At 57.8% G+C, this 14,271-nt stretch carries 16 protein-coding genes; 8 read left to right on the top strand and 8 right to left on the bottom strand.

Features of this window, described 5'->3' with window-relative positions:
• Positions 1 to 21: 21 nt before the first annotated feature.
• The 3 genes from ycaC to CMQ96_RS19065 all read right to left on the bottom strand — a co-directional run bounded on the left by ycaC (position 22) and on the right by CMQ96_RS19065 (position 3,712).
• On the bottom strand, positions 22 to 645 hold the full coding sequence (gene ycaC, locus CMQ96_RS19075; protein ID WP_004138968.1) for an isochorismate family cysteine hydrolase YcaC: 624 nt from the start codon (positions 643 to 645) through the stop codon (positions 22 to 24).
• Between the two features lie 172 nt (positions 646 to 817).
• Positions 818 to 2,326: a carboxylesterase/lipase family protein gene (locus CMQ96_RS19070; RefSeq protein ID WP_024358282.1), complete on the bottom strand. Its 1,509-nt coding sequence runs from the start codon at positions 2,324 to 2,326 to the stop codon at positions 818 to 820.
• Positions 2,327 to 2,368: 42 nt separating this feature from the next.
• On the bottom strand, positions 2,369 to 3,712 hold the full coding sequence (locus CMQ96_RS19065; protein WP_049090336.1) for a VOC family protein: 1,344 nt from the start codon (positions 3,710 to 3,712) through the stop codon (positions 2,369 to 2,371).
• Between the two features lie 239 nt (positions 3,713 to 3,951).
• Between CMQ96_RS19065 and pcaH the strand changes: the two genes are divergently transcribed.
• The 5 genes from pcaH to CMQ96_RS19035 all read left to right on the top strand — a co-directional run bounded on the left by pcaH (position 3,952) and on the right by CMQ96_RS19035 (position 9,521).
• Positions 3,952 to 4,692, top strand: coding sequence for a protocatechuate 3,4-dioxygenase subunit beta (gene pcaH, locus CMQ96_RS19060; RefSeq protein WP_004850552.1), 741 nt, complete (start codon positions 3,952 to 3,954; stop codon positions 4,690 to 4,692).
• Positions 4,689 to 5,309, top strand: a complete 621-nt coding sequence (pcaG, locus tag CMQ96_RS19055; protein WP_064342605.1) for a protocatechuate 3,4-dioxygenase subunit alpha — start codon at positions 4,689 to 4,691, stop codon at positions 5,307 to 5,309. The genes pcaH and pcaG overlap by 4 nt, the downstream gene beginning before the upstream one ends.
• Positions 5,310 to 5,481: 172 nt before the next feature.
• Positions 5,482 to 6,405 carry a LysR substrate-binding domain-containing protein gene (locus tag CMQ96_RS19050; protein WP_004138972.1) on the top strand — a complete coding sequence of 308 codons (924 nt, stop codon included), beginning with the start codon at positions 5,482 to 5,484 and terminating at the stop codon, positions 6,403 to 6,405.
• 292 nt (positions 6,406 to 6,697) lie between these two features.
• Positions 6,698 to 9,070: a glucose/quinate/shikimate family membrane-bound PQQ-dependent dehydrogenase gene (locus CMQ96_RS19040; RefSeq protein WP_024358285.1), complete on the top strand. Its 2,373-nt coding sequence runs from the start codon at positions 6,698 to 6,700 to the stop codon at positions 9,068 to 9,070.
• Between the two features lie 172 nt (positions 9,071 to 9,242).
• Positions 9,243 to 9,521: a hypothetical protein gene (locus CMQ96_RS19035; protein ID WP_064342604.1), complete on the top strand. Its 279-nt coding sequence runs from the start codon at positions 9,243 to 9,245 to the stop codon at positions 9,519 to 9,521.
• A 51-nt stretch (positions 9,522 to 9,572) separates the two neighbouring features.
• Here the strand turns inward: CMQ96_RS19035 and CMQ96_RS19030 are convergent, their stop codons facing one another.
• The 3 genes from CMQ96_RS19030 to cybB all read right to left on the bottom strand — a co-directional run bounded on the left by CMQ96_RS19030 (position 9,573) and on the right by cybB (position 11,686).
• Positions 9,573 to 10,691, bottom strand: a complete 1,119-nt coding sequence (locus CMQ96_RS19030) for an S-(hydroxymethyl)glutathione dehydrogenase/class III alcohol dehydrogenase (RefSeq protein ID WP_024358286.1) — start codon at positions 10,689 to 10,691, stop codon at positions 9,573 to 9,575.
• A 22-nt stretch (positions 10,692 to 10,713) separates the two neighbouring features.
• A complete protein-coding gene (locus CMQ96_RS19025; RefSeq protein WP_004101746.1) occupies positions 10,714 to 10,989 on the bottom strand; it encodes a metal/formaldehyde-sensitive transcriptional repressor in 276 nt (91 codons plus the stop codon).
• Positions 10,990 to 11,158: 169 nt separating this feature from the next.
• Complete coding sequence (gene cybB / locus CMQ96_RS19020) at positions 11,159 to 11,686, bottom strand: cytochrome b561 (protein WP_004138977.1); 528 nt, start codon at positions 11,684 to 11,686, stop codon at positions 11,159 to 11,161.
• A 225-nt stretch (positions 11,687 to 11,911) separates the two neighbouring features.
• Between cybB and CMQ96_RS19015 the strand changes: the two genes are divergently transcribed.
• A complete protein-coding gene (locus tag CMQ96_RS19015; protein ID WP_004120890.1) occupies positions 11,912 to 12,154 on the top strand; it encodes a DinI-like family protein in 243 nt (80 codons plus the stop codon).
• Positions 12,155 to 12,175: 21 nt separating this feature from the next.
• Entirely contained in the window at positions 12,176 to 12,340 is a 165-nt protein-coding gene (locus tag CMQ96_RS28685; RefSeq protein WP_004138979.1) for a hypothetical protein, read from the top strand.
• Positions 12,341 to 12,472: 132 nt separating this feature from the next.
• Here the strand turns inward: CMQ96_RS28685 and CMQ96_RS19010 are convergent, their stop codons facing one another.
• A complete protein-coding gene (locus tag CMQ96_RS19010; protein ID WP_004138981.1) occupies positions 12,473 to 12,670 on the bottom strand; it encodes a hypothetical protein in 198 nt (65 codons plus the stop codon).
• Between the two features lie 279 nt (positions 12,671 to 12,949).
• Here CMQ96_RS19010 and ydfZ point away from each other — a divergent pair, with 279 nt between their 5' ends.
• Positions 12,950 to 13,153 carry a putative selenium delivery protein YdfZ gene (ydfZ, locus tag CMQ96_RS19005; RefSeq protein WP_004138983.1) on the top strand — a complete coding sequence of 68 codons (204 nt, stop codon included), beginning with the start codon at positions 12,950 to 12,952 and terminating at the stop codon, positions 13,151 to 13,153.
• 66 nt (positions 13,154 to 13,219) lie between these two features.
• Here the strand turns inward: ydfZ and CMQ96_RS19000 are convergent, their stop codons facing one another.
• The gene (locus tag CMQ96_RS19000; RefSeq protein ID WP_098067167.1) at positions 13,220 to 14,191 is read right to left on the bottom strand and encodes a diguanylate cyclase; all 972 of its coding nucleotides are present in this window, start codon (positions 14,189 to 14,191) and stop codon (positions 13,220 to 13,222) included.
• Between the last annotated feature and the right edge of the window lie 80 nt (positions 14,192 to 14,271).

Here is a 14,271-nt window from a genome sequence, read left to right as displayed (position 1 = left end):
GAACGCTGACCGCGAGAGCGACTATTTTTGCTGCAGAAGGTTAAAACTGGTCATCAGGTTGCGATAGTCCGGGATATGGTTAGAGAACAGCGTCCCTAGCCCTTCAACATCATTCCGCCAGTCGCGGTGTAGTTCGCAGGCAACGCCAAACCACGACATCAGCTGCACCCCAGCCTGCGACATACGATCCCAGGCGGCATCGCGGGTAATGGGGTTGAAGGTACCGGAAGCGTCGGTCACGACAAAGACATCAAAGCCCTCTTCGATGGCCGACAGCGCCGGAAATGCCACGCAGACTTCCGTCACCACCCCGGCGATGATCAGCTGCTTCTTGCCCGTCGCTTTCACCGCCTTCACAAAATCGTCGTTATCCCAGGCGTTAATATTGCCCGGCCGCGCGATATAGGGCGCATCCGGAAACTGCGCTTTTAACTCCGGCACCAGCGGACCGTTCGGACCGTTCTCGAAGCTGGTGGTTAAGATGGTCGGCAGAGCGAAGTACTTCGCCAGGTCGCCAAGGGCAAGGACGTTGTTCTTGAATTTATCGGGATCGATATCGCGCACGAGAGAGAGCAATCCGGTCTGGTGATCGACCAGCAGCACGGCGGCATCATTTTTATCCAGACGAACATACGGTTTGGCCATGATTTCATCCTCATTTCAGCAGCACATTTTCCGTCAGAACCCCGGTTCCGCGGATGTAGGGTTAACAGCACCGATCATAGTGTAACCACTGGCTGAGGATTAGCCGCCGAAAGTGGGACGCATCGTCCCACTGACAGAACGCGCAGCGGCTCAGGGCATCTTCCAGGCAACGTTAGTCCAGGGTCACATGATGCTTCATCACCCGACGAAACAGCGCCAGCCGCGCGCGCATAAAGCGGTTTTCCACCTTAAAACCAGCGCGTTTATGCAGGCCAATACGCAACAAACGATCCCGACCGCGTACGCTGGCGGGCCAGCGCACCGGCCCCTGGAGATCGTGGCAGCCGTTACCGGCCATGCGGGCGAAGTTAGCCCAATAGTCGGCGACCTGGCCGGCAAAGGTCCGGTCGCGATCGTTAGCATACTGGCGTACCGGCTCGGCAAGATCGAGGTTGTCAAAAACGTATGCCACTTCATTCCCGTGCCATGCGCCGTGCGGATAGGTCTGATGTTCCGCCTCGGCAACGTAGTCAAACCAGTAGCGCCAGCACGGTTGTCCTACCCGCTGCTGCGCCTGCATCACCACGTAGCCCAGAGTGGTGAACGCCATATCGCGGCAGACTTCGCGCCCCAGCGCTTCATCGCCTTTGACGCCGGGATACAGCAGTTTAATCAGTCCGAGACCCAAGCGGCGTTCGCGGCGAAGCTTCTGGATCTGTCCGGCGATATCGACGCCAAACACCGCCATAACGCTGGCCTCATCGCTGTTTGAACCTATCATCACCGGCAGCGGATGCTGACGCCCGCTAAAAAAAGTTTCCAGCATCGGCTGGGGCAGCACGGTATCGCCAACGATCGGCGCCGGGCCGATGGTCAGCGGCGCGGTTAGCGACCAGAACGCCTCTGCCGGAATCGCCCGCAGCTGTTCGGCGCTGGCCTGCGGTAGAGCGAAGTGCTCAGCGATAAGCTGCCCTTTGGCCAGCGCCTTTTCCCGCGGCAGATCCGGCAAGGTATAGCCGCTCTGGATAATCGCTTTATGGAACAGTCCCCGGGATTTCGGCGAAACCATGAGCGACAGCACGCTGCGCGCCCCGGCGGACTCGCCGAACAGGGTGACGTTGGCCGCATCGCCGCCGAAAGCGTGAATGTTCTCCTGAACCCATTGCAGGGCGGCAATTTGGTCAAGCAGCGCGAAATTATAGATGCGCTCGCCCTCCTCTTCCTCCAGCGCCGGATGGGCAAAAAAGCCCAGGTGCCCCAGCCGGTAGTTGACGGTCACCACGACGACGTCACGGGAGGCTAAGGCTTTGCCGTCATACGGCGGTAAACTTCCCGCGCCGATGGTATAGCCGCCGCCGTGCAGCCAGACCATCACCGGCAGCGGCTGCGCGCGCGAAGCGGGCGACCAGACGTTAAGGTAAAGGCAATCCTCGGAGAAGCTGCCGGGATCGCCGCCGCCGAGTTCACGACAGTATTCAATATCCTGCCAGCTGGAGGCCGAGAAAGTCTCCGCCCGGCGTACGCCCTGCCAGCGGGCGGCAGGCTGCGGCGCGCGCCAGCGGAGATCGCCGACGGGCGGCGCGGCATAGGGAATACCGCGCCAGATATGAATGTTCTCTTCCGAGGTGCCGGATAGAGTGCCCTGCCGGGTTTTCACCAGCGGGGTAGACGGATTCTGCATGGCCTGCTTCCTTTAACGACTCATGCCAGCAGAGTACTGATTTTACAGCAGACCGCAACGTCGTTTACTGCGCTCTTCCGCCTGCTGATAAAGGGCAAACTCATCGTAAACCGCACAGCCCAGCGCCTCCTCAAAGGCCTCGCGGCTGGCGTTGCCGTGGCTGCGGGCCTGTATCTCGTTACCCAGGTTAGACTGAAAAATCCCGGCGGCGCTGACCGGTAAAAAGTCTTCATAAATAATCGGTTGTGCGATAACCCAGCCGCGCTCAATCAACGGCTGCGGATCGTCGCCCGGACGAAAGGCCTGGCGGTGCGCCTCGCCGGCGGGCGTCAGGCGGTAGCGAAAGTACGCCAGCCCCTGCTGACGCAGCAGGAATTCGCTGTCCGGGAACGGGCTAAACACCTCCTGCAGATGACGCTGATGGTTAAGATTATCTTTGCCCACCCCCGCCTCGCTAAGCAGTCGGTCGTACAGAGCGCGGCCCTTGGGCGTCAAGGCGATGCCGCGCTGCTCTATTTCGCCAAAGCGCGCCGTATGGGTGCCTCGATGCTCCCCGGCAAACATCACCGGCTCTTCAAGGGCCTTAAAGCTGGTCTGGCGCAGCAAAATCGGCACATCGCGGCGCGGCGGGCCTTCTATTAACGCTTTCGGCGCGATACCGCATTCGGGCATCAGCGCCTGAACCCGGTCGATATCCAGCGTGCGCGGCGTCAGATGATTAATGTGGCAACCGGGGAAACAAACCACATCGGCAATCAGCCGGTGCTCTTCGTGCAGCGCGTGGTAGGTTTCCTCATCGACGGTGGCATGTCGATGCCAGCGAAAGGTTTCCAGCGCCTGCTGCACAAATTCACGCGCCTCCGCGGCGGTGAACTCCCCCTTCTGTTCATGAAGCGCGATCAGTTCGCGACAGCGCGACGTGAAGATATCGCGCCGGGCAAGAATTTCCGCCGCCCGCTTGCGCAACGCCTCATCGGCGATCAGCTCAAGACGCAGGAGCGAGGTAAAAACGCGAAACGGATTGCGCGCCAGCGCCGCGTCATCGATGGGGCGAAACGCGGTGGAGTGAACCGGCACGCCAGCCTGCGACAGATCGTAATAGCTAACGGGATACATGCCCATAATGGCAAACATGCGACGCAGGGTCGCCAGTTCCTCCGCCGTACCGACGCGGATCGCGCCGTGGCGCTCAACGTTTAGCCGCGCCAGCTCATCGGCGTTGGCCAGTTGTTCGTGCAGCGTCGGGTTATTCTCCAGTATGGCCAGGTTAACGTCGGCCACCAGCTCCAGTAGCGTCCCGTACTGCGGAACTTCCTGCTGGTACATCGCCGACATCGCCTGCGAAAAGCTTTCCCGAATCTCATCAGCCGTGATGGTGTTCGCCATGATGTCTTACCTCCAGTGAATTCTCCCTGGAGTGTAGGAAAGCTCTCTGAAGACGGCGGGAAGAATTTACAAACTGTGATGCCGGTAGCTGGCCGGTTTCTTTTCACCCGCTCACTTCATAACCACCGGTTATGTTAAACACCCTTTAATTTCACTTTAAATTAACAAAGCATTTACACACACTGCAAGTGGCGACATTACAACAACATGCCTCTCTACCGATAACACGGAGTCCCCTCATGAATGATAAATGGTCACCGCGCGAGGTCCTGCATCGCGACTACAGTAGCCATCCACCCGCCTACGCGCCGGGCTATAAAACCAGCGTACTGCGCTCGCCGCGCAATGCGCTCATTTCCCTGCAGAATTCACTTTCGGAGATCACCGGCCCGGTGTTCAGCAGCGACGATCTCGGCGCGCTGGATAACGACCTGATCCTCAACTACGCCAAAGACGGCCTGCCGATTGGCGAGCGGATTATCGTGCACGGCTACGTTCGCGATGGGTTTGGCCGGCCGATGAAAAATACGCTGGTCGAAGTCTGGCAGGCTAACGCGGGCGGCCGCTACCGGCATAAGAAAGATCAATATCTGGCGCCTATCGACCCGAACTTTGGCGGCTGCGGACGCGTGCTGACCGACGAGAACGGCTACTATTGTTTCCGCACCATCAAGCCCGGCCCCTACCCGTGGCGCAACCAGGTCAGCGACTGGCGTCCGGCGCATATTCACTTTTCGCTTTCCGGCGACGCCTGGGCGCAGCGTCTGATCACCCAGATGTATTTCGAGGGCGATCCGCTGATTAAACAGTGCCCTATTGTCAAAACCATCAATAACGATGATGCCATCAGAACGCTGATCGCCGAGCTGGATACCCATGCCGCCGTCCCGCTGGACTCTCTGGCCTACCGTTTTGATCTCGTGCTGCGCGGTCATCGCGCAACGCTGTTTGAAAACCGCACGCAGGGGGCCGCCCGATGAGAGATTTTTTACCTGAAACCGCTTCGCAAACCGCCGGTCCTTATGTGCATATCGGCCTGGCGCCGGACGCCGCGGGCTTTCATATCTTTGAGAGAAACTTTGGCCCGACGCTGACGACGGCCGACACCGAGGGCGAACGCATTACTATTGAAGGCAGAGTCATCGACGGCTCGGGCACCCCGGTGCGCGATGTGCTGCTGGAAATCTGGCAGGCCAACGCCGCCGGGCGCTATAACCATCCCGACGACCGACAGCAGGGTAAGAAGCTGGATACGGCGTTTCGCGGCTGGGGACGCAGTTGCTCGGACTTCACCAGCGGCGTCTGGCGCTTCGAAACCATTAAACCCGGGGCCGTTGTGGGCCGCGATGGTCGCACCATGGCGCCGCACGTCAATTTATGGGTGGTCGCCCGCGGGATTAATATTGGCCTCAACACGCGGATGTACTTCTCCGACGAACAGGATGCCAACCAGGCCGACCCGGTGCTGAATCTGATTGAGTGGGAAGTGCGCCGCCAGACCCTCATCGCCCAGCGCGAGGTGCGCGGGACGGAGATCGTCTATCGCTTCGATATTCATCTGCAGGGCGAAAACGAAACCGTCTTCTTCGATATCTGAGTTTTCACTTCCTTTTTCCGCCCCTGTTGGCCGGGGGCGGTACTTTACGGCAATGCCAATAAAATCAACTTGTAAAATAATAATATAAAATGTTAATAATATTTTGCTATGAAGTTAACAATTTTAAACACCCTTACTTGTCACCGGTACACCTCTGTTTTTAACATTGATTATGCAAAAAAATGGTCTTTTCAGTCAGCGCATTCGCTTGCGCCATCTACATACCTTCGTGGCCGTCGCTCAACAGGGAACTCTTGGGCGCGCGGCTGAAACCCTCAATCTGAGCCAACCGGCCTTATCCAAAACGCTGAACGAACTGGAGCAGCTCACCGGCACGCGGCTGTTTGAGCGTGGGCGGCTGGGCGCGCAGCTGACGCTGGTCGGCGAACAGTTTCTCACCCATGCGGTTAAAGTGCTCGACGCGCTCAATACCGCGGGTCAGGCGCTCAATCGTAAAGAAGGCCTCAACAGCGATATCGTACGCATCGGAGCGCTCCCCACCGCCGCGCTGGGGATCCTGCCCTCGGTGATCGGCCAATTCCATCAGCAGCAAAAAGATATCACCCTTCAGGTCGCCACCATGAATAACACCATGCTGCTGGCGGGGCTAAAATCGGGAGAAATCGATATCGGCATCGGGCGGATGTCCGATCCGGAGTTGATGAGCGGGTTGAACTATGAACTGCTATTTCTCGAATCCCTGAAGCTGGTGGTTCGTCCGGGTCACCCGCTGCTGCAGGAAACCGTCACGCTGAGTCGGGTCATGGAGTGGCCGGTAGTGGTTTCGCCTAAAGGCACGCTGCCGCGACAGAACGCCGAAACCCTGCTGCAAAGCCAGGGCTGCAAAATTCCCACTGGCTGCATCGAGACGCTGTCGGCTTCCCTGTCGCGCCAGCTCACCGTCGACTACGACTACGTATGGTTTGTCCCCTCCGGCGCGGTTAAAGACGACCTGCGTCGTGGGATGCTGGCCGCGTTACCGGTGCCCACCCAGGGCGCGGGTGAACCAATAGGGATCCTCACGCGGGTGGACGCCACGCTCACTGCGGGTACGCAAACCCTGCTCAGCGCCATTCGTAAATCCATGCCCGTCTGAACACGATCTCCCCGGCTTCGCCCGTCGGGGAGAGATAATCCGCCCGTTTTCCCTGCTGCTGCCCGGTATTATTCATCACAATAATCAATTAGTGCGAAATCATTCATTAACAATTGCGTAAATTTCTTTAACAGATCTATCATATCCGCGATTTCACCAAATGGTTCACATGAAATCAATAACAGTAAAAATACCGCTTTTATGAAGGCTACTATCACTTCATTCAAAAGAGTTCACTTGAAAAATTGATTCATCTGGTTCACGCCTGTTCAGGGGTGGTTAAGGAGAAAAAATGGCAACTGACAACGCGCCGCGAGGGTTCCCCCGGATCCTGCAGTGGCTTCTCGCCGGGCTGATGCTGATCATCGGTCTGGCTATCGGTATTCTTGGTGCGAAGCTCGCCTCCGTCGGCGGGACGTTCTATTTTGCGCTGATGGGCCTGGTGATGGTTATCGCCGCGGTGCTCATCTTCCGCAGCCGCCGCGGCGGCATCATGCTGTACGCCGTTGCGTTTGTCGCATCGATCGTCTGGGCGATTAGCGACGCGGGCTGGACCTACTGGCCGCTATTTTCCCGCCTGTTCGCGCTCGGGGTCCTGGCCTTCCTTTGCGCGCTGGTCTGGCCGTTCCTTTCCCGCCAGCCGGCGAAAAAAGGGCCGGCGTTTGGCCTGGCTGCGGTGATCGCCGTGGCACTGCTGGTCAGTTTCGCCTGGATGTTCAAATCCCAGCCGCTGGTCAGCGCCAGCGAAGCGGTGCCGGTCAAACCGGTCGCCGCGGACGAGCAGCAGAAAAACTGGGCGCACTGGGGCAACACCACCCACGGCGACCGTTTCGCCGCCCTCGACCAGATTAACAAACAGAACGTCGACCAGCTGCAGGTCGCCTGGATCGCCCATACCGGCGATATTCCGCAGAGCAATGGCTCCGGCGCGGAAGATCAGAACACCCCGCTGCAGATTGGCGATACGCTTTACGTCTGTACGCCCTACAGTAAAGTGCTGGCGCTGGATGTCGATAGCGGCAAAGAGAAGTGGCGCTACGATTCAAAAGCCACCGCCCCCAACTGGCAGCGCTGCCGTGGTTTAGGCTATTACGAAGATAGCCAGGCTCAGGTTTCCCCGGCCGCCGACGCGCAGCCGGCCGCCTGCTCCCGTCGCCTGTTCCTGCCTACCACCGACGCCCGTCTGATCGCTATTGATGCCGACAACGGCAAACTGTGCGACGCCTTTGGCGACCACGGTATCGTTGATCTGAGCATTGGCATGGGCGAGATCAAAGCGGGTTACTACCAGCAAACCTCCACGCCGCTGGTGGCGGGTAATGTCGTGGTCGTTGGCGGTCGCGTGGCGGATAACTTCTCCACCGGCGAGCCTCCGGGCGTCGTTCGCGCCTATGACGTCCACACCGGGAAACTGGCGTGGGCATGGGATCCGGGCAACCCGGCGCTGACCGGCGAACCGCCGGCAGGCCAGACCTATACGCGCGGCACGCCGAACGTCTGGTCGGCCATGTCCTACGACGCGAAGCTGAATCTGATTTATCTGCCGACCGGTAACGCGACGCCGGACTTCTTTGGCGGCGAACGTACCGCACTTGACGATAAATACAGTTCATCCATCGTGGCCGTTGACGCCACGACCGGCCAGGTCCGCTGGCATTATCAGACCACCCATCACGATCTGTGGGACTTCGACCTGCCTTCCCAGCCGCTGCTGTACGATCTGCCTGACGGTAAAGGCGGCACCACGCCGGTGCTGGTGCAAACCAGTAAGCAGGGCATGATCTTTATGCTTAACCGCGCCACCGGTGAACCGGTCGCTAAAGTCGAAGAACGTCCGGTACCGGCCGGCAACGTTAAAGGCGAGCGTTACTCGCCTACCCAGCCTTACTCCGTCGGTATGCCGATGATTGGCAACGAGACGCTGACCGAGTCGGATATGTGGGGCGCGACGCCTGTCGACCTGCTGCTGTGCCGCATCCAGTTTAAAGAGATGCGCCACCAGGGCGTCTTCACCCCGCCGGGCGAGGATCGTTCGCTGCAGTATCCCGGCTCGCTGGGCGGGATGAACTGGGGCAGCGTGTCGGTTGACCCGAATAACAGCCTGATATTCGTCAACGATATGCGCCTTGGCCTCGCCAACTATATGGTGCCGCGCGCCAAAGTGGCGAAGGACGCCAGCGGTATCGAAATGGGGATCGTGCCGATGGAAGGCACGCCGTTCGGCGCCATGCGCGAGCGTTTCCTGTCGCCGCTGGGCATTCCATGCCAGAAACCACCGTTCGGCACTCTGTCAGCGGTTGATTTGAAAACCGGCAAACTGGTGTGGCAGGTTCCGGTAGGCACCGTTGAGGACACCGGCCCGCTGGGGATCCGCATGCATATGCCAATCCCTATCGGCATGCCGACGCTGGGCGCGTCGTTATCAACCCAGTCCGGTCTGCTGTTCTTTGCGGGCACGCAGGACTTCTACCTGCGCGCGTTTGATACCGCCAACGGGAAAGAGATCTGGAAATCGCGTCTGCCGGTCGGCAGCCAGTCCGGGCCGATGACCTACGTATCGCCGAAAACCGGTAAACAGTACATCATCATCAACGCGGGCGGCGCTCGCCAGTCGCCGGATCGCGGCGATTACATCATCGCCTACGCGCTCCCGGAGCAGAAGTAACCCTCAGGGCCCCAATCGGGGCCCTTTTTGCTGGCAAAGTACGTAGCCAGGGCATTGCCCGATAGCGCGATATAAAAATCGTCTTCGCATCTCCCCCCAGCAAGCCATTCTTATTCCGTCATGTTATTATTGCGAATGGTTATCAATAATAAATACTGAACAAGGATAATGGATGAAGCGTTCAACCTGCCGCCTGCTCGCAGGCGCCATCATGTCGATAGCGGCCACCTCAGCTCAGGCGTTACAAGCCCCGGAAGTGGACCTGCGCGATCCGGCGATTTGGGAGGAGAAAGCGGCGTCTCCGCTCACCGCTCACCCGCAGCCCTGCGAGGTGTTCAGCGGCCCGCACTGCGCGGTCTGGGATGATGAGAAGTCGGATATTCAGCGCGAACGAGAGCGGCGGGAACAGCGGCGCTGGCAGAATGGTTATGAAAACCTGCGGCGGGAATAATCCCGCTTAAACGATAACCCGGGCACGCCCGGGTTATTTATTACCTGAAAATCAATTCTCGCCGAAATGAATAACGGTACGAATGGATTTACCTTCGTGCATCAGGTCAAAGGCTTCGTTGATGCGGTCCAGCGGCATGCGGTGGGTAATAAACGGGTCGAGGCGAATTTTGCCCGCCATCGCCTCTTCTACCATTCCCGGCAGCTGCGTGCGCCCTTTCACGCCGCCGAACGCGGAGCCGCGCCAGACGCGCCCGGTCACCAGTTGGAATGGACGGGTTTTAATCTCCTGACCCGCGCCAGCGACGCCGATAATCACGCTTTCGCCCCAGCCTTTGTGGCAGCACTCCAGCGCGGCGCGCATCACGTTGACGTTACCGATACACTCGAAGCTGAAGTCGACGCCGCCGTCGGTGAGTTCAACAATCACATCCTGAACCGGCTTATCGTAATCATTCGGGTTGATAAAGTCGGTGGCACCCATCTCTCTCGCGAGGGTGAATTTTTCCGGGTTGGTATCCACCGCCAGAATGCGCCCGGCTTTCGCCTGTACCGCCCCCTGGATCACCGCCAGGCCGATCCCGCCGAGGCCGAAGACGGCGACGGTATCGCCCTCTTTTACTTTCGCCGTATTGTGCACCGCGCCGATGCCGGTCGTGACGCCGCAGCCCAGCAGGCAAACTTTGTCCAGCGGCGCCTGCGGGTTCACTTTCGCCAGCGAAATTTCAGCCACCACGGTGTATTCGCTGAAGGTGCTGGTGCCCATATAGTGATAAATCGGTTCGCCGTTGTAGGAGAAACGCGTGGTGCCGTCCGGCATCAGGCCCTTACCCTGGGTGGCGCGGACCGCCTGGCAGAGGTTGGTTTTGCCTGATTTACAGAACTTACATTCGCGGCATTCAGCGGTATACAAAGGAATAACGTGGTCGCCCGGCTGCAGGCTGGTCACGCCTTCCCCGACTTCGACGACAATCCCGCCGCCTTCATGGCCCAGCACCGCCGGGAAAACGCCTTCCGGATCGTCGCCTGAGAGGGTAAAGGCATCGGTGTGGCATACGCCGGTATGGGTGATCTTGACCAGCACTTCGCCTTTTTTCGGCGGCGCGACGTCAATCTCAACGATTGAAAGCGGCTGGCCCGGGCCAAACGCGACGGCTGCACGTGATTTCATATCTCTCTTCCTCGTGGTGATTTTATTTTAAATAGGATCGTAGCAGATGCCCGACTTCCGCCATTCTGGCGGCGCGCTGATCGGGCGTCGTTTCGCCGCTAACCAGTTCATCCTGCAGGTGAATTTCCACCATCTCCCCCATCAGGCCGTTAGCGGCGCCGCGTATTGAGGCGATTTGCTGCAGAATGGTCATACAGGGTTCGCCGGATTCCAGCGCCCGCTCGAGCGCTTCAACCTGGCCACGAATGCGCCTTACCCGGCTGAGGGCTCGCTTTTTATCTTCAGGTGAATGTGGCATGGTGACGCCCTCCATATCATATAGGGGGGTATACTATATTTATTATTGCCGTGAGGCAAATGCGTTCGCCGCTTTAACCGTAGCATAGCGGCGAGAATTTGCGCTTAGCTGAAGTTGAGGATCCCGAAGAAAGAGACAAAAAAACCCGCCGAAGCGGGTTTATCGAGGTTTAACGCCTGCGCGGCATCATCCGCAGCAGCGTGTTATCTTTCCACAAATAGTGGTGCATCAGCGCCGCCAGCGCGTGCAGGCCGATAATAAAGTAGCCGGTATTGGCCAGCAGCTCATGCCACGCTTTCAGGGTATCCACCAGCTCAAAGTCGCTTTCCGCCGCGTGCGGCATGGTCAGGCCAAAAGCGAACCAGGGGTTGCCGCGGTAGTACATCATGACCATGCCGATGGCCGGCAGCGCGATAAACAGCAGATAGATAACCAGATGCCCAAGATGCGCGAAGCCGGTCATCATCGGCGACGGTTTAGGCACAATCGGCGGCGTCGGGGATTTGAGGCGCACCAACAGACGCACCGCCATCAGAACAAAAATTGAAATCCCGCAGGAGACGTGGATCATATTAATCACGGGCCGCGCGCTGCGGGGGAAAAAGCCCCGTAGCTCCATCGCCGCGTAAGCGCCAATCACTAAAAAAAAGACCAGCCAGTGGATGCCTATTTGCAGACCAGAGTATTTATCGCGCATGAGAAACCCTTAATAAAACGGTGATATCGCCAACATAAACACCTTTTATTAAAAATTCATTAACTTTTACGTACTTATAAAAAAACAATTGTCGGTTTCGCGCAGATAAAGCAAAAGCAGCGGGTTACCTGCGGCGCGGCAATACGAGGAACCTATACCTCAACCTTGACGCTGTATATAATCACAGTACAATACGGTCTGCTATTACCATTAATGGGATAAAAAATGTTCGTAGAGCTGATTTATGACAAGAGAAATTTCGAAGGATTAGCCGGCGCTAAAGAGATCATTCTGACGGAATTGACGAAGCGAGTGCATCGCATTTTTCCCGATGCCGACGTTCGCGTTAAACCGATGATGACGCTGGCCTCCATCAATACCGACGCCAGCAAGCACGAGAAAGAGCAGATCAGCCGCGCCGTGCAGGAAATGTTCGAAGAAGCTGACATGTGGATGCAGGAAGATTAACGGGCGACATTCGAGGAAATAATGAATACCTTCACCATCATGGCTATCCCCTTCTTCGCCGCAGCGATCGTTATGCTGACGCTGGGGGCAACCAGGAAAAGTCGTGCCTGCGCTATCGTGGGCGGCGTTTTGCTGGCCGCGACCGTGGTAAACGCGGTGACGGGCATGGCGCTACAGGGCGGGTAACAGAATGAGTTTTGTTTGGTACATGGCGCTGATATGCGTTGCGATCGCGTATCTCATGATGCGCTTCCTTCCTGTTTAACCCCGGGTTTGCGCATACCCGGGCTTCAAATAGCGTTCTTTTTACCGGCGGGATCATAACCCCTTACGCACCAGCGTCGCCGCCTGTTTAAAAATCTCATCCTCGACGCCGTCCCCTTTCTGTCTTCCCAACCTCACCAGTTCTTCGACAATACTTTCCCGGTTAATCGGCTTCTGCTCAGAAACCAGACCAATGACCGCCGCGCCGATGGCAAGACCAATCAGCCCCGTTTGTTCGTCTTTGTTCTTCATCGTTCCGCTCCGTTATGCCCGAAAAAAGTTTAGCAGCCGCATCCGCGACTGCAACCCGAGCATCCGCAGGCTTTGGCGCCAGCGAAAACGGCTTCAGAGGACATGCGGATGCCGGGTCAGACAAAGCCAGCCTCCGGCTCGTTAGCCTGTTGCGGGACGCTAAAAAGTGTGAAGTTGATCAAAAACAACGAAATGACGCTCTGAGAGGCGTATTTGTATTACCGCCGCGCCGGGACAGCCCGGAGCGTGACGACACGATGATGAAAAGGAGAAAAAACCATGATCACATACGATCGTAACCGCAATCCTATTACCAACGGCAGCCAGGTGATGATTAATGGGACGGGCAAAACCGGTAAAATTATCGCTATCCATTCTACGGGTTTGACCCCAGCCCAGCTGCGTCGTAATAAGACTGTTGAAGTTGAAGGGGCTGAAGGGAAGTTCGAACCGGTTGAACTGATCCGCCTTGGCCTCCACTAAGGAGGCGACAGCCGCTGCGGCATCGCCCAAACGCCGACTATCGGCTGGCGACGCCCGGCGGTTCTACTACCGACGTTCCGCGCCATGGCTGCTCTTCGCCTGATACATGCGCCGGTCCGCCACCGCGACGATCTCATTGAGGCTATGATGCGCAGCGGGATCGTATTCAACGCAGCCCCATGAGAACGCCAGCTGCCACGGATTGCCCGCCTGCTGATTGTACTCCGCGACGTTCTTGCTAAGCTGCTCCATCGCCAGGCCCGCGGCCTGCTGCGAGGTATTGGCAAGCAGGATGATAAATTCGTCGCCGCCCTGCCTGGCAATTAAATCCGACTCTCTGAAGGTGGCCTTCATCAAATCGGCAATCGCCCTCAGGGCTTTATCTCCCTGTTCATGACCCCAGGTATCGTTAATCAGCTTAAAGCGATCGAGATCGATAAAGATGAGGCTCGCTGGTTCATTCCGCCGTCTGGCGGTCAGCAGCGCGTACTCCGCTAACGACATAAAGCCCCGGCGGTTGAACAGCCCCGTCAGCTCGTCGGCGGTCGCCGCGTCCAGCACCTTGAATTCATCTTCAACGATGGCGGCCAGGTCGCTTAAGATTTGTATTTCATGAACGGAGAAAGCGCGCGGCTTGTGATCCATCAGACAGAACGCGCCTACCGTCGCGCCGTCAGGCAGTTGCACCGGGTAGCCGGCATAAAAGCGGATAAAAGGCGCTTCGGTGACCAGCGGGTTATCGTGAAAGCGCAGGTCCTGCTGCAGGTCGTTGACGATTAAAGGGTCGGTCTGCAGGATAGTATGCGCGCAGAATGTGATATCCCTCGGCAGGGTATCCACTTCCAGTCCGGCGCAGGATTTTACGTGCAGGGTATTTTCCCCCACGAGGCTAATCGAAGCCACCGGTAGATCGTAGAGCGTACGCGCAAGCCTGGTCAGGCGATCGAAACGCTCTTCTTTTCCGCTGTTTAATAATCCGGATGTCCGCAGCGATTGCAGACGGCGCAGTTCATCTGGATGAAGTCCGGCTAATTTCAATTTTTCTCTCTTACGTTATCAGGATAGATGACGCAGCGCTTACCAATGAAACGCGCATCAGGCTGTTAACAGACGATTCA

This window comes from Klebsiella sp. MBT K-1 (genome assembly GCF_002556465.1).
Taxonomy (GTDB): Bacteria; Pseudomonadota; Gammaproteobacteria; order Enterobacterales; family Enterobacteriaceae; genus Klebsiella; species Klebsiella grimontii.
This window is presented reverse-complemented; position numbering and strand designations above follow the sequence as displayed.